A 21,440-nucleotide genomic window follows, 5' to 3' on the forward strand; every position below is an offset into this window, starting at 1 on the left:
TCTCTTCTCTCTTCTCTCTGTGTCCTCTGCGGTCTCTGCGGTAAAATCATTCCGATGCAACCGGAAACGATATAATATCTCCGAATCCTTAAATAATTCGGAGATACTTGCCGCACGAGCCGCGTAATTAATTTTAGTTGTCTGCTGGCGCCTCTCGTAATTTACGCGATCGCCTCAGTGGGTGCAGCTACAAAGTTCTTCAGCACATCCGGCTGTTGAGTGAATGCCAAATATTTGGCGGTCATCTCTGGCGTTAGGAACTCTAACATCAAATGGTTTTCTACCCAAAACTCAATCACATCAAAGAAAGATTCGCGATCGCAGCGGACAACCCGCCAACCTTCTCGCTTCCCAATCTGTTCAATTTCAGTTTGACTGCTAGGGACGGACACGGCGGCATGAGTTGCTGTCAATTGAGACGCTTGAGGATTGTGCATAAAACTGCACCCATCCGGCCCGGAACCCGGACTGATTTCCACTCCCGAAGGCAAGACTTCAATGGCTGTACCGTGTTCATCCATCGCGATGACCATGTAGCTGTTTGGATGAACTTGAAAGGGCACCGCTTGACCTTTGAGGACTTCTGCCAGGACTTGGGCGACGTGCTGGGGGTTTTGAGCGGAAACGGAAATGTGATGGATCATAAAACCTCTTTTGAGATCTGTAGTTGTGGACTAAATGGGAGTGTAATGACGCTGCCCTGAGAGCGACTTTGGGGATACAAGAATCTGTGTAGAGTTGTCAGGTACACATCCTGATGGACTACTACCAACATAGTAAGGCTCGCCCCTCTCCATCTTTTAGATTCTTGCGATTTTTTATAGATTCTTGCGGTGTTCGAGAATCATTTTTGGGGTGACACCCAACAATCGCTTGATGTGAACGTTCAAATGCGCTTGATTGGCAAATCCAACTTGTTGGGCAATTTCCGCGATCGACTCTTTTCCAGCTAGCAGTAAAGTTTTTGCCCGTTCCACCCGACACCGAATCACAAATTGATGTGGCGTCAATCCAGTGGATTTCTTAAACAAGCGCGTAAAGTAGTGCGGGCTCAGATTGGCAATTGCCGCCAAATCTGCCAATCCTAACTCGCCACCGAGATTTGCTTCAATATACTCAATAACTTGACGCAGTATAGACCGAGGCAATCCATCCGTGTAGTCTTTAAATTCCAGTTTCCGTTTACCGTACTTTTGCAGTAGATGTACCGACAGCATTGCCGCTGCGGTTTCTGCATACAAGCGACTGCCAGCAGGATCTTGTTCGAGAACAGATTTAAGCGACAAACCAAGTTGATACACCAAAGGATCGGGCGTAGAAAAATGGGGCAATAGTTCGGTCTGAGTGAAATAGGCTGCATCATCGATCGCACGGGCAACCAAAGAAGTATCTAGCCCAATCACAATCATCTCTCCTTCAGTGAACCAGCGAACGCTATGACCAATATTCGCAGGAACAACTACAATATCTCCAACATTAGTTGACTCGCTCTTAGAAATGCCATCGATCGATCGTTCTGAGACATTGCAACTTGTAAAGATACCAACGCCATCCAGTGGAATGCAAACTTCGGGAAGTTCGTAGGGTGACTGTCGCATGGTAATCACTGAGATTCCTTGCCACTGCGTTGCAAAACTGGTCAAGTGCGGTGGACGGGGAAACAGACTCACATACTCGCGGGGCGATCGAGCAATTGACGGTTGATGATGCTGCATGGCACATTTACCGTTCAGGACTATTCCAATTATATGCGACTGCTGTCCCGCCCCCTTTCGTCCGCCCTCACCGTGCTGTGCAAGTGCAGTGAAGCCCCTGCACAGCCTATTTTCAGCCAACCTTCTCCACCGTAAATCCAATTTCTTGCCCGTAGGATAGTTCCAGAGTATGGCCGTCCGGGTCTCGCAAAAAAGCCCAATAGCCGATCGGATATCCAGAATCTTTTGGTTCATCGACCAGTACGCCTTCTTGACGTGCCTTATCGCATAGAGAATCCATATATTCCCTACTCTTGCAACCAACCCCAAGGTGTGCCAGCGGAGACAAAACTGGATGTACAGAGTTTGTCTGAATGAGCACAATTACAAAAGGACGAGTGCCGTCAGAAAGCCATACGACAGCAACACCTGCTGCTGCATCAATCCGGCGGTGAACGACCTGCATCCCAGCATACTTCGAGTAGAATTCAATACTTTTCTCAACATCGGAAACTGGGAGTGCGATGTGAGTTAAACCTATATCAATCATTTGAAATTTCCTCCATGCTTTAGACTTAAAACTTTGCAAATACTCCTGGATGCAGCGGAGGTTAGAAACCGGGCTTTTTGACAAAAACTTTTCGCTGTAGCCTTCATGTTAGGTGAAAAATCCGGTTTCTTTAGTCTTAATACGTAAGTCATGACAAAATGACTTCATAATGTTCGACTGTCGGAAATGGATCGTAAAAATGGTGCAATAAGGAACGCCACTTTTGATAATCTGGCGATTCTCGGAATCCCACAGTATGGTCTTCCAAACTTTGCCACCGCACCAACAAAATATAACGATTTGTGTTTTCTATGCAGCGTTGCAGCTCGTGCGAGATATACCCCGGCATAGAAGATATAATACCTGAAGCTGTTTTGAAAGCAATTTCAAACTCAGCAGCCATATTAGCTTTAACATCAAGAATTGCAACTTCTAATATCATAGGTTTAAACAGCTATTTTGCTAATTCTAGCACCTCAACGAGGGTAACGTATTCACCGATAAAGTTGTTCGGCGTGCAGCATCTCTATCTAAGGGCACTTCTGCATAAATTTTTTCTCAATAGCAGCATTTTCTATCTGGTTCCGAAATATATCCAGCATTCCTATAACTTCTCTGTGTAACTCTAGATATTCATCCCTATCAAACACCGAATAATTTCCGTGTGCAATTTCGTTCCTTGTCTTCAAAAGCTTAGTATCAATTAATACCGACTTAGTAGAGTAGATTGAAAAATCAATTCCCAGAATATAAGTTATTTCCTTTAAAATTTCAGAAGATAGATTCGATGCAGTAGATATTACATCTTTAGGTAGGATACATCTCTGATTCAATTCGGAAATAAAGAAGTCACAAACAGGTATATACAATGATGGCTTATTTGTCTCTTTTGCTTCCTTAAGTTTTTCTTTCATCGCCAAAGCTAAAAAATTACTAGAAAGCTCCTGATAAGTAAGCTTTTTTGAGATTACATATTCTAGATAAGAGTTCGCTGCTAACTTAACAAAACCTTCCCAATGGGAATAGAGAATACATACTCCACTCCGCACTAATGCTTTATGTCTTTGATCGGAAACATTTTTTGCTTCTACCATAGATTTCATTTCTGAAAGTTCCTTTTTTCGCCAAGAAAGATCCGTAGCCAGTCTGTCACTTAATTCTTCTGCTGTTCGGATGCTCATAAAGGTGAAAATACCTTTCTGCCAAGCGGAATCAGATAGGGTAAGCGTCTGGCTGCATTCACTCCAGCTCCCGACCATTGTTTATAAATTGGATCTGACCAAATACATTTTATACGATTAGGTATTTGGTCGGTTGGAATCGGATTTTGATAGTTGTATCCAATTCCTAGTGCTACCACCTCATAGGCAGATAATAGAAAGCCTCCCAGGAATTTATCATTCTCCGATTTATATCGCTTGAAGCTATCGTCTCCCATAGCTTCATTAAGCATATTGAAAGTCACATCAAACGCTCTCTCTATGTGGCTGCTATCCAAATCTTTTTTCAGAGCCATTTCTCGCATTCTAGCGGTTAGGAACTCGCTGACATCACCACCTAACTTTTTAAGACTTTCATCATCTTGGTCAAAGAGAAGAATAAAACGCAATACTAATTCCATATCATACTGTTCTTCATAGAGTCGATCGCTCAAAGCAATGCAGCTTTTGAATGACTCGCGATCTGCCAGTGAACGCATCAAATTATACAAATCTTTATTCAACATTAAAAGAATGCAGTTTCTTACTTCTTGTGGTGTAGCAATTGAGCCTCCTGTATTGAGTCGCTGAAATAGCTCATATTTAATCATTTTGTCGCTTTCTTTTTCAACAATATTTACGGCTATTTTTGCTCGCTTTATCAATAGACGCTGTGCTTGAGTGAAAGAGTTATTTTTATCGTTTGGATCGTCCCATTTTTTTCCTTGTAATGAAGGTAAATAAGTAGTTTTTTGTAAAGCGATAAAAGATGTATCTGGCTCTTGATTCTCGGGCTTCAAAAGACCGACAAATTCATAGATGGTTGAGAGTCTCTGCAAACCATCGATCACATCCCAAATTCCATCATCTCTTTGACTAACAAAAATTGGTGGAATTGGTATGCCTAAAAGAATTGATTCTATAAAAGTTGATTTTTGATAATCAGACCACCGAAAAAACCTTTGAAAATCTGGGTGAATATCGATTTCATTATTTTCATAAAGGCTGATCCACTCGCCAATAGACATTGAGTAGCTATCTGTCCGAATTTCTTGCCTTGTTTTGTCAATTTCTTCTTGTAGAGGCATGGCTGAAACATTCCTAAGTATTATTATGTATAGCTATCATTGCAGGGCAATACATAGACATTATATCACTAGGCGATCATTTGAAGAAAGGAGACCCAGAAATAGTCAACTTTGTTGTCAAGACCATGCGAAATCAGATCTGCTGAAGTTTCCAGGTATTTTCTATTGTAAATTAGTGACACAACCTTCATACTGATTCGATCGTTACTGATTTATCGGCTGCACAGAAAAATCTTAAACATACGGACAACGGGGAGAAACTGATTGTTTGGGAGCGGAATTTCAAATTGCTCGATCGCCCGATAGCCAAATTTTGTGTAAAATGGCTCTCCTGCCAGCGTTGCGATCGTCTCCACATCCTTAAATCCAGCACGCTCAGCAGCCAGTTCAGAGGATTGCATAATTTGACTGCCAATTCCTTGACGCGCCCATACTGGATCGACAAAGAATGCCCGAATCTTTGCTGAGTCGCTGTCTGGGTTGAGCAGGCTGTCTTCTTGATTATTTTTGCCTGAATCACCTCCATAAAGCGTTTTTCGCTGGCTCCAACCACCGCAACCGACAATTTGGCGATCGCGCTCAGCAACAAAGTATGTTCGATCTTGAATCAGTTGACTGTCAACTCCAAAGACTGTGCCGATTGCACCTTCAATCTGCTCAGAAGTGTAGTAGTCTGCTTGCAAAGCTCTAGCAGAATCGGGAATTAAAGTTGTCAGCTTAGGAATATCTTTTAAGCTAGCTAATCGAATACAAAAATCCATTTCATATGGTGTCTGGTTAATTAACAGTGATTTGCAACGGTTCGTAGTGAGGACTTTATTCCTCAAATTATGCGGACTAAAGTCCTCACTACAAACCTTGTTTATTGTGGTCTTGGCTGCGGAGATTATATTATTCGGTGAGACTCGTGGAAGATTTGAATTTCAATCATACTTAAACTTCGATCGCCCGAATCGATTCCAACTCCCGTACAACAGGCAATCCCGATGCGACAAGTTCAGGCGGCACCTGATGGGTTTCCAGGTATTTTCCGTCGTGAATTACCCGCAGAACGTTCATCCGGTGAGGGCGGGTGTAATAGCGGTGGGTTGGTTCCGTCTTTTGCCGTTCTTGCAAGCTTTCGTTGGCAATTTTCTTGCGGAGTTTGACGATCGCATCCATGATTGCTTCTGGCCGCGGCGGACATCCAGGTAAATAAACATCTACCGGAATTAGCTTGTCCACACCGCGCACAACAGTCGGAGAATCTGCACTAAACATTCCGCCCGTAATCGTGCAAGCGCCCATAGCAATCACGTATTTGGGCTCGGGCATTTGTTCGTAAAGCCGCACCAAAACCGGAGCGTACTTCATCGTAATTGTGCCGGCGGTAATCATCAAATCTGCCTGTCGGGGAGACATTCGGGGAAATACACCTAATCGATCCAAATCGAAGCGGGAAGCGAGCATGGCGCTAAACTCAATGAAGCAGCAAGCAGTGCCAAACATCAACGGATACAGGCTGGACATTTTTGCCCAGTTGTAAAGGTCATCGACTGTGGTGAAAATTACGTTTTCCGATAGCTGTTGCGTAACTTCGGGATAAGCAGCCGGGTTGGCGATCGACAAATCTTCTGAAGCAATATCTCGTGTCATGTCAGGTGAATTCATGTTGACAAAACTCCTGGAACGATATAGCTGTTGGTTGTTCGTTGACACTCTAATTCTGGCATCGAATTCTAGCTCTCGCCACGAACTGTCAGATATCTTGATACTCGCGCACGATCTCATCTTCAAAACAGGCAATTTATCTTTGTAGCAGTTTAGTTCTGGGCTGATTCAACAGTTGACAGTTGACCGCTTGACAGTTGACAGTTTGAGAGCGAACTCTACCCTTAAGTTTGAGGATTGGAGTAATGAATAGTCCGATCTTAATTTCTCCGGATCGGGCGGGCGGGCTTTCAACCAATTCTTTCTGGTAAATTTCAAATTATCGATCGCCCTTTTCAATTTTATTAACTATCTTCGCCAACTTCTGACCAAAAAACGCGAGTAAGTGCGATCGCCCACCCCCAGCTTTCAACCTTAAACCAACAGCCAATTCCTTTCCCCCTCCCCCTTAACTAAACTTCTTGGCAGGCTATGATTGACGGTTGGGAGCTTTTCAGAATTTAAATGCTAAACACAACCAACATAATTTCCAGCCTGCTGCTATTTATCCCAGTTTCCATCGCCGGACACTTTCTCGGCTGGGAATCCTCCACAATCTTCATCACCTCCGCCCTAGCCATCGTCCCTTTAGCCGCCTGGATGGGTACGGCTACTGAAGAAATCGCCGTTGTCCTCGGCGCCAACTTGGGGGGTTTGCTGAATGCTACCTTCGGAAATGCCACGGAATTGATTATCGGCATCGTCGCCCTCAACGCCGGATTAATAGATGTTGTTAAGGCCAGCATCACCGGTTCAATTATCAGCAACTTACTGCTGGTGATGGGATTTGCAATGCTGCTAGGCGGCTTGCGCTACAAAGAACAAGAATTTCAGCCAACAGTCGCGCGGTTGAATGCTTCGGCGATGAACTTAGCTGTGATTGCCATTTTGGTGCCGACGGCGGTTAATGTCACCTCTATGGGCATCGCTCCACAAACTATGCAGAATCTCTCTAGCGCTGTTGCTATAGTCCTGATTATTGTCTACGTGCTGACTCTGCTGTTTTCGATGAAAACCCACAGTTATCTTTACGATGTAGGGGTGGCAGAAGTCGAAGGTCTCGAAGAATTAGCCGAAAGTAACTTAGCACCAGAGAGTTCCGACCACAAGGTGAATCTACCGTTGTGGATTTCGGTACTGTTGGCCTGTACCGTCATGGTGGCGATCGAGTCAGAACTCCTGGTTGGTACTCTAGAAGAAGCGACGGCGCGTTTGGGGCTGACATCACTGTTTACCGGGGTGATTTTAGTGCCGATTATTGGCAATGCTGCCGAACACACGACGGCGGTGACGGTGGCGATGAAAAATAAAATGGATTTGTCGGTTTCTGTGGCTATGGGATCGAGCTTGCAAATTGCTTTGTTTGTTGCCCCGGTGTTGGTTTTGGTGGGTTATATCGTGGGCAAACCGATGGACTTGAACTTCAACCCGTTTGACCTCGTAGCGGTTACGGTGTCGGTGCTGATTGCGAATTCTATCAGTTCTGATGGCAAGTCTAACTGGCTCGAAGGTACTTTGCTCTTGGCTACTTATGCGGTTTTGGCGTTGGCGTTTTTCTTCCATCCGGTCATCGAAGGACTCGTTTAAAATTCTAGAGATGGAAGAAGGAAGAGGGAAGATGGAAGATGGAAGATGGAAGATGGAAGATGGAAGAAGAAAGATGGAAGATGGAAGATGGAAGATGGAAGATGGAAGTTCTGCCTTATTCGCAATGTGCGGAATTTAACGGATAGAATTCTCGATCGCCCATCAGTTATGCCGTCATCGGGAAGAAGGAATTCCGAGGGAAGAAAGAAGAAGGAAGTTCGGCCTTATTCGCAATGTGCAGGATTTAACGAATGTAACTGATAGAAGAATTCCCGATTACCTATCAGTTATGCCGTCATCCGGAAGAGGGAAGAAAGCAAAAGGAAGGAAGACGGAAAAGGCATTAGGCAAATGTTTGTCCCCCCCTCTCCCCCTCTCCCCCTCCCCCACTCTCTTTTATTTCTTCCTTCCAGAGTGCTCCGGAGCGATCGTACAATGGAAAGCGGAAAACGAGCTAGAGTTCACTTCGCTTGACTTTAGCGACGCGAAGGATTTAAATCAAGAGTGCTCATCAGTCTTGTACTGGGTGTGATACGATCGTCGCAGGTTGAAAATTGAGTATAACTAGACAACGTAAAAACTTAACTGGATTGTTGAGTACGCAGTCACACCGATCGGTGTTGCCGTCTAGGAAAACTCGCATTTGAACAAAAACCTGACTAGATCGAGACGATCGATCGAGTACGGTAGGGCATACCGGAATTTACGCTTGAGGAGAAGACACCTTTACTTGACCTGGAGTAATCCAGTCGCAAGCAAGTGACTTCGTTGAACCAAGAATCTCAGTCACAAGCAAGTGCTGAGAGTGCCAAAGTAAAACTTGATAGAGCAACCTCAATCAGGGTTATGTGGCTTCGTGAGTTATTGCCTCAATCCCAAATGCCCGAATCCCTCCGATCCAGCCAACTCTGGTAAATCCGCGTGCATCCACTGCGGGTCTGAACTTTTGTTGCAAGGTAGATATCGGCTAGTCGCGCCTCTCGGAGGCGGTGGCTTTGGCAGAACATTTGAAGTGGACGACAACGGCGCCCGAAGAGTGCTCAAAGTCCTGCTGAAAGAACATCCCAAAGCTGTAGAACTGTTTAAGCAAGAAGCCGACGTATTGGTCAGGCTGAGACATCCAGGTATTCCAAAGGTCGATCGCGACGGTTATTTTACATTTTCGCCAGCTCACAGCACAGAGTCTTTTCACTGTCTGGTGATGGAGAAAATTGCTGGGGCCAATTTGCAAGACTGGCTGAAACATCGGGGCCGCCCGATCAGTCAAGAACAAGCTCTGAACTGGCTCAAACAACTGTCGGAAATTTTAGACCAAGTTCACCGACTCAACTATTTTCATCGGGATATCAAGCCGCACAATATTATGTGCAAGCCGAACGGGCAGCTAGTGCTGATTGACTTCGGCACTGCTCGGGAAGTGTCGGCGACTTATTTCGCTAAGGTGGGCCAGGGGCAAAATGTCACTGGTATTGTTTCCCCTGGCTATACGCCGCCCGAACAAACTAATGGCAAGGCTGTTCCGCAGTCGGATTTTTTTGCTCTGGGGCGCACTTTTGTTTATTTGTTGACTGGGAAGCCACCGACTGCGTTCCCAGAGAACCCCCGCACGGGCAGATTAATGTGGCGCAAAGGAGCTCCTCAGGTTTCCGACCCCTTGGCTAATGTCATCGATTACCTGATGGCGCCTTTTCCCGGAAATCGACCTCAAAGTCCGCAGATGGTTTTGCAGTGCTTGGAGGAAATTAATCTTGACGGTGCGGAAACTCAGTTACCAACTCAGTTGCCGACGACGGGGCAAACTAAAATTCGCGGAACTTCCGGGGCGTCTGGGGCGACGAAGCAGACTTCCATCAACCGCCTCAAACCTCTGAATTCTGGTGGCTTGAACAAGCCGGAGCAAGAGGTTTTAGATTGGAAAAAGAAGTTGGTGGCGGGCGCTGCTGTTTTGATGCTGGGTATTGGCGCGTCTCAAATTTATGGTTCGATGCGTTACGGGGTGTTTCCGGCAAATCCGGTGTGGCTGCTTTCTAGTTTGCCTAGCAGTCAGTTTTTGCAAAGAAGTTTGGATAATGTCGGAAGTGTAAATGCGATCGCCCTGTCGCCGGACGGTCAAACTTTGGTCAGCGCCAGCTTTGGGACGATTAGAATTTGGAATCTGAAGACGGGACGCCTGGTGCGGACTCTGAATCCGGTGCATTCTAAACAATCGGTTAACACGCTAGCGGTGAGCCCGGACAGTTCGACTTTGGCCAGCGGCGGCAACGACAATAATGTGATTTTGTGGGATTTGAAGACGGGGCGGCGGGTGCGGACAATTCCTGCTCACAAAGCCCCTGTCAACGCGATCGCCTTCAGCAGCGACGGTCAAAATCTGGCTAGCGGCAGCGATGACAAAACTGTTCGCTTGTGGAATGTCAGAACCGGCAGCAGGTTGCTGACTTTGACCGGTCACATCGGAGCAGTAAACGCGATCGCTCTGAGCCGGGACGGTCAAACTCTCGCTAGTGGCAGTGAGGACAAGACTGTGCGTTTGTGGAATCTTGACACCGGAGAAGTCAGAAGAATTATCACCGGCCACGGGGGTGCGGTTAATGCTGTGGCTTTTAGCCCGAACGGTCAAGTTGTGGCTAGTGCTAGCAGCGACAATACGATCCGTTTGTCGAACGTGCAAGACGGGAAGCGCACCCGCACTTTTAAAGGCCATTCGAGCTGGGTGAGGACGATCGCCTTTAGTCCCGACAGTCGCACTTTGATTAGCGGGGGCGGAGATATTATAGTGTGGGATTTGAAGACGGGGAAAGAAAGAAACACTCTTTCTGGTCACGGTCAGTTTGTGAATTCTGTGGCTATTTCTAGAGATAACAAGACTTTGGTCAGCGGCAGTCCCGATCGCACGATTAAAATTTGGCGAATGCCATAGTCTGTTGACTGTTGGCAGTTGGCAGTTGACGGTTGACGGTTGACGGTTGACAGTTGTAGGGGCAGTGCCCCCGTGCCTGCCCTCTCCGTTGACAGTTGACAGTTGATCGAAGGAAGAGGGAAGAAGTAACAATTACCAATTACCAATTCCCAATTCCCAATTCCCAATCCCCAATTTTCAATTTTCAAATAATCAAGAGATTGTGCAAAGGGATTTGATATTATCCCAAAATTCCCCGCCCGTTTTTGGCAAATTCATCCACAGTTTGCTGCGACAATTCGTGAAGTGTCATAGCTTGCAACACGTCCAAAGGCAATGTCAAATGATGGGCGCCGGCTAATAAAGTCTTTACTGCTTCTTCCGGCGATTTAATGCTAGCTGCCAAAATCTCTGTATTCGTTCTCTGCAAAACATTTGCCATATCCCGCACTAAGGCAAAACCGTCTCCCAACAATCGGGTGGCACGATTCACGTAGGCGATCGCATATTTGGCGCCCGCTTCTGCGGCAACAACGGCCTGGGCTGCACTGTAAATAGCTGTCACCGCACAAGGAATTTCCGGCGACAAATGGGCTACTGCTTGGAAGCCGGCCGCCGTTGCTGGAACTTTCAAAACTGTTTGTTGCCCAATTAATGCAAAAGCCGCTTTTCCTTCTGCTACCATCCCATCAAAATCCGATGCTGTTAGCTGATAGTACACTTCCCCAGGAATCAGTTGTGCCAGTTGTTTTAGTGTCTCTTCAGGAGATAGCTCGCTTTTTGCCAAAAGTGTGGGATTAGTAGTAATTCCCGCTATCCACCCGAACTTGCTCGCCCGTATTGCTTCCGCTACAATTGCAGTATCAACATAAATCGCCATCGACTCTACACCTTCAGTTTCTTAATAATTTCCAGATTCTTGCTTTCAGCTTGAGAGCGATCGGAGTCAAATTAATTGTTAAGCTTTCACAATATCAGAATCTCGGAAATATTACTGTTAAGTAAATATAACAATTCAGTGATGTGCATCACTGGCAGTGTGTGAGTTAGGAATGCTTCAACAGTTGACAGTTGACAATTTGTAGGGGCGGTGCCCCCGTGCCCGCCCTCTTAACAGTTTAAGAGCGGCCTCTACCTAAAAGGAAGAGGATTGGAGTAATGAATAGCGTGATTTTAATTTCTCCCGAGCAGGCGTGCGGGCTTTTAACCAATTCTGTCTTGTAATATCGTGCCTGCGGTCACGAGGGTAATGAAATTAGTTTGCAGGGAGGACTCGCATTCCTCACTCAAAACTGGAGCGCGGTTATTTTATCGGAAAATACGAGGTATTAATTCAACAGGACTTACCAAAAAAGAATAGGTTTCTGAGGGAAAGTGCATAAATGCTGTTGAAGATATCTTATAACCGAATTTAAAACTTTCAACTCTTTTGGTAACTGCGATTCTCTGGTACCAAAAAATTTACTTCCCAAATCCCGGATACAGATAAGTTTTATTTGTAGTTATGGTTATGTATCTAATCACTTAAGGAGGTGACTCAGAAATGACGGAAAAAGAAAATCAGCACACACAAATCAGCTTTGAGGCATCTTCTGAACCAGCCCAATCGGACAAAGCACCAGCAACTGCTGACGAATTCTCGGCAAATGTTCAGTCTGAAAATGCGTTTCAACTTATTCAAAATATCCAACAAGACACTTTAAAGGCTGTAGAACGTTTCTTGATGGTCAGCATAGATTGGAAGCTGTCAGAAATTTCTAAACGCAAGTAAGTTATGAAGTGCTACCGCAACGGGAAAGTTATGAGTTATGAGTTTAGTGGTAATTTTTGCTAGATTCACAAGTTACCACTCTGGGAATTAAATAATTTTAGTTCATTCTTTAAAAATCCCGTGTCTAGTGAGGACTAAAGTCCTCTTTTTAATGACTTAAATCTTAAACACAGCGCTGATGAGTTTTATTTGATGCCTTTAAACTGCCCCAAAAAAGTGGGTTTAGGACAGGTAACGCGCACTGGCCACAGCGCTTTGATGACGGCAAAAAGTTTGTGTCAAATATAGCGATTTATGCTATGTTGGCGAAATTTCCCGGAATCCGGGGATACCAAACCGCCTCTATCCCCTGTAGATAGGCATCTCGGTGCTGAGGTTGCACCCAACAAATATAATGTGGAATTAACTGGGTTATTCTAGAGGTTATGCCAGTCGAGAGGTTTTGAGGGTGAGTCGAATTGTTGTTACTACAATTGGTTCTTTAGGAGATCTGCATCCTAAAATTGCGATCGCCCTGGAATTGCGAAAACGCGGTCATGATGTCGTGTTTGCAACCCACAAGGAATATCAAACCAAAATAGCAGCCTTGGGATTCGAGTTTCAGCGGATTGTCGGAGAACAAAATGGTGTTTTTGTTGCCTGCGATGAGATTGAAAAACTGCTTGAATAAGCTGCTATTTAGGTGTAAAATCGTTGTCGATAATGTTATTTTTTGTTTTATTGTCGAGGTATGTTGTTGCGCTTGGGCGCTCTTTCATAGATATAAATAAACAGGTACGTTGTTGCGCTTCAGCGCTCTTTCATAGATATAAGCGAAGAGCGCTGAAGCGCAACTACATACCTGGGAATTTGCGTTCTTTTATAGATATAAGCGAAGAGCGCTGAAGCGCAACTACATACCTGGGAATTTGCGTTCTTTTATAGATATAAGCGAAGAGCGCTTAAGCGCAACTACGTACCTGGGAATTTGCGTTCTTTTATAGATATAAGCGAAGAGCGCTTAAGCGCAACTACGTACCTGGGAATTTGCGTTCTTTTATAGATATAAGCGAAGAGCGCCCAAGCGCAACTACATACCTTGGAATTTGCGTTCTTTTATAGATATAAGCGAAGAGCGCCCAAGCGCAACTACGTACCTGGGAATTTGCGTTCTTTTATAGATATAAGCGAAGAGCGCTGAAGCGCAACTACATACCTTGGAATCATCGCTTTTTCCTAGATATAAGCGAAGAGCGCTGAAGCGCAACTACGTACCTTGGAATTTGCGTTCTTTTATAGATATAAGCGAAGAGCGCTGAAGCGCAACTACATACCTTGGAATCATCGCTTTTTCCTAGATATAAGCAAAGAGCGCTGAAGCGCAACTACATACCTTGGAATCAGCGCTTTTTTATACATATACGCGAAGAGCGCTGAAGCGCAACTACATACCTTGGAAGCTGCGCTTTTTTATACATATACGCGAAGAGCGCTGAAGCGCAACTACATACCTTGGAAGCTGCGCTTTTTTATACATATACGCGAAGAGCGCTGAAGCGCAACTACATACCTTGGAAAATGTCCTACTATTTAATATTTTCCGAACCAACGGCTTCGGAAATTGAATTAAATCCTTTTTCTTCTAACTTTTTCAGCAAGCCTGCTAAAATTCGGCGCACCATCCAAGGCCCTTCGTAAACCCAACCTGTGTAAACTTGAATTAAACTCGCACCTGCGGCAATTTTTTCCCAAGCATCTTCGGCGGTGAAAATGCCACCTACTCCAATTATTGGTAATTCGCCTTTGGTATATTGCCAGATAAATCTGATTACTTCTGTCGATCGCTCTTGCACTGGCATTCCGCTAATTCCGCCCGCTTCTTCGGCGATTGGTTTGCCAGTTTCTCGCAAGATTTGGGTTTTGAGTCCGTCGCGGCGGATGGTGGTGTTGGTGGCGATAATTCCTGCTAGTTGGTAGGTTTTTGCTAAGTCGAGGATGGATGCGATCGCCTCTGGTTCCAAATCCGGCGCAATCTTGACTAAAATTGGCTTGATTCCCCGATTTTCTTGTTGCAAAGTTTCCAAAATTGTGCTGAGCCCAGCAGCATCTTGGAGCGATCGCAATCCAGGCGTATTCGGAGAGGAAACGTTGACTACAAAATAGTCGCCCCAATCTTTGAGCAGCTTAAAACTCTCCAAATAATCGGCTGCGGCCAGCTCTAACGGTGTTACCTTAGATTTACCGAGATTGATGCCCAAGGGGAAAGGAGACTCAGGCATGGGGCGCGAGCCGTCTAATTTTAACTTTTTTTGTGCTTCCTGAAACCGGGCTGCCATTGCCGCAGCTCCTTGATTGTTGAATCCCATGCGGTTGAGGGCTGCACTGTCAGCCTCTAAGCGAAACAACCGAGGTTGGGGGTTTCCCGGCTGGGCTTGGCTGGTGACTGTACCGAGCTCGGCAAAGCCAAAGCCAAAATTTGCCCAAATGTCCGCAGCTACGCCATTTTTATCAAATCCTGCGGCTAAGCCGACAGGATTTTTAAAGCTCAGCCCCCACTTCGATTGTTCGAGGCGAGAATCTTGGACTCCCAAAGATTTCTGCAATCGCCAGAGCATTTGACTGGTGGCAGGATTAGACTGGCTTCGGGCTGCTATTTCTAGAACTTGAAGAGTGCGGTTGTGCAGCCACTCGGCATCGGTTTTGAATACCGAAAATAACAGCGGGCGTACACCTAATTGATAAATATCCAATGACTTGTCCTGGGGCAATTGATAAATAATCGGGTCGATCGATTTTAGATGCTAGATTTGAGATTTTAGATTTACAAGGGCTGATGAATCTGGGACATTCAATTTTGGTCTAAAATTTTAGGTTCTTCACGACATAAGTGGGAAAGCAAGCATCTGTTTTTGGGTGGAATCTATAAAAATATTCAGGAGGAGAGTGGAAAGGTGAGATTTTTACTTTTACGGAGATCGACCGGATCGACATTTTAGATTGAAGCATAATTTAGACGACTATATTATAGGTTGATTCTTTTCCATTTTAAATTTTGAAATTTTTAAGTTTGTAAGTTGAAATTGGACAAAGGTGTGGGGAATCTGGGACATGGGGCAGGAGCAAAGAGCGAAGGATTTAGACGAACAAATCGCGGGGCTGGAGCGCGTGCTCCAGACTCTCCGAGAAGAGGAGAATGTGGAAGTGCTGCTGGAGACGGCACTCGGTTATTTGCAAGCGGAATTTGACTGGCGGTTGATTTGGATCGGGTTGTACGATCGACAGGCGCACCGATTGTTAGGGAAAGGCGGCATGACTCCTAACGGTGACTTGTCTTTTCTCAAACAGCGGTTTGCCCTGACTCCGGGGGATTTGCTGGAACAAGTGGTGATTCAGATCCGGCCCGTGGGAGTCCCGGATTTGCGATCGGAAAACAGGGCAGGAGAATGGCGCAAAGCGGCTCAGACTTACAATATTCAAGGCACGACTCTGTTTCCACTGCGCTACAAAGACCGCTGCTACGGCGTAATTTTGCTGGGAACAGACGTGTGGGGTTCTGCGCCAAATTCGGCAGAAAAAACGCAGTTGGCGATCGTATTTGGAGCGCTGGCAACTGCTCTTTATCAAATAGAAAAAGATTGGCAGCGACAACAGGTCAAACGCCCGGACGAGTCTCTGTTAGCGCTGATTTCGCAGTTGCGGGAATTGCGATCGCTCGACCAATATTTGCAAGCGGTAGTCGAACAAGCCCATGAATTTATTGAGCCGACGCGCACTAATGTTTATTGGTTTGAGCGAGAGCGGCGCTATTTTTGGCGCCGAGTCAGCAACCGCCAAATTGCTCCTGGTTTGGGTACGATCCGACCGGCTTCGGGCATTACTGTGCAAGACTTGGGCGAATTTTATCAGGCTTTAGCGGCAGAACAAATAGTTTGGATCGGTGAATCTCACAGTTCTCTAAAAACTGAGCTGACGGGGCGGTTGATGCAGCAAATCCGGGCTCGCTCTCTGTTGGCGGCGCCGATTGTTTTGGAAGGGGAATTGTTGGGATTTTTGGCAGTGGAAGCTGGCGAGCCGCGGATTTGGCAAGACAATGAAAAACAGTACCTGCGGGGAGCGGCGCAATTAGTGGCTCTGACGGCTCCTCTGTCGGAAATGGAGGAGAGGATTGAGCAAACACAGCTCGATCGAGATTTAACTGCTGGAATAGCCCGCGCCATCTACAGCGATGCTGACTGGGAGGCAACTTTGAAAAATACGGCAGAGCAGTTGTGCTCTCGGCTCAAATGCGAATACTTTTTGCTGTTGTTGTACAGGGAAGAACAAAATCGCTTTGAAATTGTCTCCCAAAATCTGCCCCGCAACCGCAGACAAGTGCCGTCGCCGCTCAACGCCCTTGATGCGGCTGATGTGGGGCTGGTGCAAGAAAGCGGGGAACCTCTGGCGATCGAAAATTGGGAGGAAGACGGGCGGTTGGGCGCTTGGCGGGAAGTGCTGGCGGAAGCGGGGGTACGATCGCTTTTGGCATCGAGCACTCGCGCAAAACAGTCGGAGGGAGAAAACCCCAGTCGAAAATCGAACATCGAACATCGAAAATCGATCGAGGGTTTGCTGGTTGTCGGGCACAGTGCAACTCGCACTTGGAGGCGATCGGAACGAGAATTAGTTCGAGTAGTCAGCCAACAGCTAGGATTGATCCTGCACTCCTGGCAGCAGAGTTCGGAAATTGACAAATATCAGGAATTTGAGCGATCGATCAAATCGGGTTTGGCGCTGTTGCAGAATTCGGGCGAGCCGCAATCTCCACAACAGAAATTTGTTGCTTCGCCGAATATGTTCCCAGAGTTGCCGCTGCAAAAGCTCGATCGTCATTTTGCCGAACACGTTTCCCAGACAATTGCCTGTCCTTTAGTGGCAGTAATTACTTGGAATCCCGGCCACGAGGCTGCTTCAATCTCCGCCGCCGTAGCTGCCAATCCCGTATTTGCCCTGAATCCCGAGGCGCTGATTCCTGTCCAAACAGACGCTTTGATCCAACAAACCCTGGCTGAAGGAGGCGTGCTGCAACAGAGTATGAGCCAAGTGCTGCTGGCGACGAAGCGGTGGCTGCGGAGTCCAGGAATTGGCGAAATTATGACAGTGGCGCTGCGGAGTGCCCCAGAACACGCTCCCCTGGGCATTGTGGTGGTGGCGGACGCTCCGGGCCGCCAGTGGTCGGAGTTGTCGGTGAATTTGCTGAGTTCGATGGCATCTCAGTTGGCTTGGCGGCGCAGGTATGTGGCAGTGCAATCGGCGCAGGAGTCGCAGCGATTGGATCTGGAGATGCTCAACTGGTACAAGCAGCGCCGTTTCGAGGATTTTTACCGGACTGTGGCAGCGGGCGTCAAGGAGTTGGGAGAGTTGAGCCAGTCGATTTTGCGATCGGCGAAGGAACAAAAGGATGCTCTGAAAACCTTGCGCTACCAACAGGTTTTGCGGCAAATTGGCAATGCTTTGGGGTCAATTCATTTGGTGCTGAAACAGGAACAGTGGCGGCCGCAATTCGGACAAGATGCGGTGCCTGTGAGCGCTTGGCTGAGGCGATCGCTCGATCGCACGGCCCCCCTGGTCAAGCAGTCGGGAGTCTTGCTGGAAGTGAACAGAGAGACCGCTGTGTCACTGCCTGCGGGTAAGACTTTGGGAGTTCGCGGGGATGGCATCAAGCTGGATTTGATCCTGTGCGAATTGCTGGCGATGGCTTGCAGGCGCTCCGGAGTTGGTGAGAAGGTGGAGATACGCTCTCAACTTTTGGGAGAAGATTGGCTAGAATTATCTGTGATTGATAGTGGCGAGTGCGATCGACAGTTACTTGCCGGCTTCAACGGCGGTTTCCAGGGCGATATATTGGCCGTTACGTCAAATAGGTCGATCGTGCAAAATCTCTTAATTTGTCAGCGAGCAGTACGCTTAATGGGGGGTGACTTTTCCTTAGAAATATTAGAAAATAAGTTAATTGTCGCCCGTTTAGTCCTGCCGCTAGCCACAGCTTAAAATTCTATAGGAAGCAGCAAGGATAGGTCAGGTTCGTAGTGAGGACTTCAGTCCTTTCCAGGTTCGTAGTGAGGACTTCAGTCCTTTCCAGGTTCGTAGTGAGGACTTCAGTCCTTCTTCAGGTTCGTAGTGAAGACTTCAGTCCTTCTTCAGGTTCGTAGTGAAGACTTCAGTCCTTCTTCAGGTTCGTAGTGAAGACTTCAGTCCTTTCCAGGTTCGTAGTGAGGACTTCAGTCCTTCTTCAGGTTCGTAGTGAGGACTTCAGTCCTTCTTCAGGTTCGTAGTGAAGACTTCAGTCCTTCTTCAGGTTCGTAGTGAGGACTTCAGTCCTTCTTCAGGTTCGTAGTGAAGACTTCAGTCCTTCTTCAGGTTCGTAGTGAGGACTTCAGTCCGCATCCCTAAATATTCAATGAAATCCTCACCATTAAAACCTGCATCGAGAAATGGATGATTAACATCCAAAGTATTGAAAACCCTCTCCTTAAACCGAAGGACTAGCAGTTTCCACCACCTCAGAACTCGGGAAAAATCTTTCAGTAATCCAAGCAGTTACAATATGAGAAAGCAATCCCATCGGCCCAGCAAACAAACACAAAGCCAAAGAATGAACAGTCCAAACACCCGTCCGCTGTCCTTCCAAATAAATCCAGCGTCCCACAAACAAATCCATCACTAAAAAATGAATCCATCCCGTAGCAGCCGCCGTTTCCTCCCCCAGAAACTTAGCAATATCTGCTAACTTAGGATTGGACAAAGCAGCCGCATTTTCTGGAGTCAAACTGCTACCAAACAAATATATGTACAAGACAGCGAGCACGGCAAACGGAATAAAGGAATTCATCACTTTGCGAGTGATTCCCCAGTTGGGTAATAAAATCATAATTGCCCAGAAAGGCAAAACGAAGACATTACCTACATCGAAAATTAGTTCTGGCGTCATAGTCGGCTGTTGGCTCCTGTAGATGAATGCAATAAATGATGTTAAGATTACTTTACACAATTTTTGCTAACATTTCTCAAAATCCGCCAGAAATACAAGATTTACACGTTCAGGTATGTAGTTGCGCTTCAGCGCTCTTTCCAGGTATGTAGTTGCGCTTCAGCGCTCTTTCATAAAAAATCCGATTCACAAATGAGACATAATTCCTAGATTTATCGGAAATGTAAGATTTACACGTGCAGGTATGTAGTTGCGCTTCAGCGCTCTTTCATATCTATAATCGAAGAGCGCTGAAGCGCAACTACGTACCTTAAAGACGGAAATTTCAAAGCTTAAATTTATGACAAAAAATTATAATAACAGGTATGTAGTTGCGGTTTAGCGCTCTTTCATATTTATAATCGAAGAGCGCTGAAGCGCAACAACGTACCTTAAGAACTAAAAGGTAAAACCCATGACAACAAATTATAATAACTTTTCCGACTGGTGCAAGTACAAAGATAATCTCTCTCCCGGCGCGAAACATACCGTAGAAATACTATTGCAAATATCAGATACTACCGAGTGCGATCGAGCCAACGAACTGCTTTCTAATATAACAGAACTCAACCTTAAACTTGCTCGACTTACCGATATTAGTCCCCTGTCATCTTTCCCTCAACTTACTAATCTAAATCTTAGTAGCAATCAAATATCTGACCTCGCTCCCCTGAAATCTTTAACCAAACTGAAAACTCTGATAATAGATGTCAATCAAATATCAGATATCAGTCCGCTTTCATCTCTCACAAATCTGACTCGACTCGTTCTCGATACCAATCAAATATCAGACATCAGTCCCCTGGCGCCTCTAACTAATCTTACCGAACTTGTCTTGTTTGACAACAAAATTTCTGACATCAGTCCCGTGAAAGCTTTAACTAACTTAAAGGCGCTGATTCTCTACAAAAATCAAATTTCCGATGTCGCTACTCTGTCAAATTTAACTGAACTTCACACACTCTACCTTTACAAAAATCAAATATCCGATATCAGTCCGCTGGCTGCTTTGAAAAATCTCTCTACGTTGTTTCTGTTCGAGAATCAAATATCTGACTTAACTCCGCTGAAAGCTTTGACTAAATTAAATAAACTGGTTTTGTTTGAAAATAAAATATCTGATATTAGTGCTTTGGCAGATTTGACTAATTTAGTTGAGTTGAACCTTGGCAACAATCAAATTTCAGACATTACTCCGCTAAAAGCCTTAACTAATTTGACTCAACTTTATTTGTTCAACAATCCGATTGCTGATATCAGCGCGGTGCAAGCTTTGAATAATTTGTTTGTACTCGACTTGTACAACAATCAAATCTCTGATATCAGTGCGCTGCAATCTTTGCAAAAGCTAACGACGCTTGACTTGCGCGGAAATTCGATCGCAAATAAGATTTGCCCGGTGACTCCTGAATCTATCTGTCGGTTTTAATTGTTAAGGCCGTGGCGAAATCTGGGTGTGTGTGATAAGCTATCGAACGTCGGTATCAGGAGAAAGTTATGAGCGGACACGATGCTTTGATGTTAGGAATGCTGTTGTTGCCCGGTTTGGCTTTGTCGATCGCAGTTATGGGCGCTTTTGCCGCTGGTGGATAAGGTGTTCGATCGTTCGGACTTTAGTCCTATTCTAAACGCTCGGAGGACTAAAGTCCTTACTACAAACCTGCGCTTTTGCCGCTGGTGGATAAGGTGTTCGATCGTTCGGACTTTAGTCCTATTCTAAACGCTCGGAGGACTAAAGTCCTTACTACAAACCTGTTCGATCGTTCGGACTTTAGTCCTATTCTAAACGCTCGGAGGACTAAAGTCCTTACTACAAACCTGTTCGATCGTTCGGACTTTAGTCCTATTCTAAACGCTCGGAGGACTAAAGTCCTTACTACAAACCTGTTCGATCGTTCGGACTTTAGTCCTATTCTAAACGCTCGGAGGACTAAAGTCCTTACTACAAACCTGTTCGATCGTTCGGACTTTAGTCCTA

Annotated in this window: 19 protein-coding genes; 7 read left to right on the forward strand and 12 right to left on the reverse strand. The window is 45.8% G+C overall.

Translation table 11 applies throughout. The annotated features are described in order from the left end of the window. Window positions 1-161 precede the first annotated feature (161 nt). From QZW82_RS02500 to nuoB, 8 genes are all read right to left on the reverse strand, one after another. Entirely contained in the window at window positions 162-644 is a 483-nt protein-coding gene (locus QZW82_RS02500) for a hypothetical protein (protein ID WP_293144084.1), read from the reverse strand. Window positions 645-818: 174 nt separating this feature from the next. After that, complete coding sequence (locus QZW82_RS02505; protein WP_293144087.1) at window positions 819-1,715, reverse strand: AraC family transcriptional regulator; 897 nt, start codon at window positions 1,713-1,715, stop codon at window positions 819-821. Between the two features lie 112 nt (window positions 1,716-1,827). Beyond that, on the reverse strand, window positions 1,828-2,244 hold the full coding sequence (locus tag QZW82_RS02510; RefSeq protein WP_293144090.1) for a VOC family protein: 417 nt from the start codon (window positions 2,242-2,244) through the stop codon (window positions 1,828-1,830). A 148-nt stretch (window positions 2,245-2,392) separates the two neighbouring features. Further along, window positions 2,393-2,686, reverse strand: a complete 294-nt coding sequence (locus QZW82_RS02515) for an antibiotic biosynthesis monooxygenase (RefSeq protein WP_293144093.1) — start codon at window positions 2,684-2,686, stop codon at window positions 2,393-2,395. A gap of 88 nt (window positions 2,687-2,774) precedes the next feature. Further along, complete coding sequence (locus QZW82_RS02520) at window positions 2,775-3,425, reverse strand: MAE_28990/MAE_18760 family HEPN-like nuclease (RefSeq protein WP_293144096.1); 651 nt, start codon at window positions 3,423-3,425, stop codon at window positions 2,775-2,777. Then, window positions 3,422-4,531 (reverse strand): DUF262 domain-containing protein, encoded by a 1,110-nt coding sequence (locus QZW82_RS02525; RefSeq protein WP_293144099.1) that lies wholly within the window; start codon window positions 4,529-4,531, stop codon window positions 3,422-3,424. The genes QZW82_RS02520 and QZW82_RS02525 overlap by 4 nt, the downstream gene beginning before the upstream one ends. A 212-nt stretch (window positions 4,532-4,743) precedes the next feature. Further along, a complete protein-coding gene (locus QZW82_RS02530) occupies window positions 4,744-5,292 on the reverse strand; it encodes a GNAT family N-acetyltransferase (protein ID WP_293144101.1) in 549 nt (182 codons plus the stop codon). A 172-nt stretch (window positions 5,293-5,464) separates the two neighbouring features. Beyond that, window positions 5,465-6,166, reverse strand: a complete 702-nt coding sequence (gene nuoB, locus QZW82_RS02535; RefSeq protein ID WP_293144581.1) for an NADH-quinone oxidoreductase subunit NuoB — start codon at window positions 6,164-6,166, stop codon at window positions 5,465-5,467. 519 nt (window positions 6,167-6,685) lie between these two features. On the opposite strand from nuoB, the gene cax reads away from it, so the two are divergent. The 3 genes from cax (at window position 6,686) to QZW82_RS02550 (ending at window position 10,727) form a co-directional block, all read left to right on the forward strand. Continuing rightward, window positions 6,686-7,807 (forward strand): calcium/proton exchanger, encoded by a 1,122-nt coding sequence (cax, locus tag QZW82_RS02540; RefSeq protein WP_293144104.1) that lies wholly within the window; start codon window positions 6,686-6,688, stop codon window positions 7,805-7,807. Between the two features lie 45 nt (window positions 7,808-7,852). Next, the gene (locus QZW82_RS02545; protein ID WP_293144107.1) at window positions 7,853-8,068 is read left to right on the forward strand and encodes a hypothetical protein; all 216 of its coding nucleotides are present in this window, start codon (window positions 7,853-7,855) and stop codon (window positions 8,066-8,068) included. A 595-nt stretch (window positions 8,069-8,663) separates the two neighbouring features. After that, entirely contained in the window at window positions 8,664-10,727 is a 2,064-nt protein-coding gene (locus tag QZW82_RS02550) for a serine/threonine-protein kinase (RefSeq protein ID WP_293144110.1), read from the forward strand. Here the strand turns inward: QZW82_RS02550 and QZW82_RS02555 are convergent. Both QZW82_RS02555 and QZW82_RS02560 read right to left on the reverse strand, forming a co-directional pair. Next, the gene (locus tag QZW82_RS02555) at window positions 10,634-10,915 is read right to left on the reverse strand and encodes a hypothetical protein (RefSeq protein ID WP_293144113.1); all 282 of its coding nucleotides are present in this window, start codon (window positions 10,913-10,915) and stop codon (window positions 10,634-10,636) included. The genes QZW82_RS02550 and QZW82_RS02555 overlap by 94 nt on opposite strands. Before the next feature lie 32 nt (window positions 10,916-10,947). Then, window positions 10,948-11,586, reverse strand: coding sequence for a transaldolase family protein (locus QZW82_RS02560; protein ID WP_293144116.1), 639 nt, complete (start codon window positions 11,584-11,586; stop codon window positions 10,948-10,950). Window positions 11,587-12,249: 663 nt separating this feature from the next. Here QZW82_RS02560 and QZW82_RS02565 point away from each other — a divergent pair. Together QZW82_RS02565 and QZW82_RS02570 are read left to right on the forward strand one after the other, a co-directional pair. Beyond that, window positions 12,250-12,477 (forward strand): hypothetical protein, encoded by a 228-nt coding sequence (locus QZW82_RS02565; protein WP_293144119.1) that lies wholly within the window; start codon window positions 12,250-12,252, stop codon window positions 12,475-12,477. A gap of 448 nt (window positions 12,478-12,925) precedes the next feature. Continuing rightward, complete coding sequence (locus QZW82_RS02570; protein ID WP_293144122.1) at window positions 12,926-13,147, forward strand: glycosyltransferase; 222 nt, start codon at window positions 12,926-12,928, stop codon at window positions 13,145-13,147. An 895-nt stretch (window positions 13,148-14,042) separates the two neighbouring features. On the opposite strand, the gene QZW82_RS02575 is transcribed toward QZW82_RS02570, so the two are convergent. Next, a complete protein-coding gene (locus tag QZW82_RS02575) occupies window positions 14,043-15,206 on the reverse strand; it encodes a quinone-dependent dihydroorotate dehydrogenase (RefSeq protein WP_293144125.1) in 1,164 nt (387 codons plus the stop codon). 358 nt (window positions 15,207-15,564) lie between these two features. Between QZW82_RS02575 and QZW82_RS02580 the strand changes: the two genes are divergently transcribed. Next, window positions 15,565-18,483 carry a GAF domain-containing protein gene (locus QZW82_RS02580; RefSeq protein ID WP_293144128.1) on the forward strand — a complete coding sequence of 973 codons (2,919 nt, stop codon included), beginning with the start codon at window positions 15,565-15,567 and terminating at the stop codon, window positions 18,481-18,483. 481 nt (window positions 18,484-18,964) lie between these two features. Here QZW82_RS02580 and QZW82_RS02585 read toward each other — a convergent pair whose 3' ends face one another. Continuing rightward, window positions 18,965-19,423, reverse strand: coding sequence for an ABA4-like family protein (locus QZW82_RS02585; protein WP_293144131.1), 459 nt, complete (start codon window positions 19,421-19,423; stop codon window positions 18,965-18,967). A 454-nt stretch (window positions 19,424-19,877) separates the two neighbouring features. Here QZW82_RS02585 and QZW82_RS02590 point away from each other — a divergent pair, with 454 nt between their 5' ends. Beyond that, on the forward strand, window positions 19,878-20,891 hold the full coding sequence (locus QZW82_RS02590; protein WP_293144134.1) for a leucine-rich repeat domain-containing protein: 1,014 nt from the start codon (window positions 19,878-19,880) through the stop codon (window positions 20,889-20,891). The last annotated feature ends 549 nt before the right edge of the window (window positions 20,892-21,440 follow it).

The sequence above is a fragment of the Microcoleus sp. bin48.metabat.b7b8b9.023 genome (assembly GCF_013299185.1).
GTDB lineage: Bacteria > Cyanobacteriota > Cyanobacteriia > Cyanobacteriales > Microcoleaceae > Microcoleus.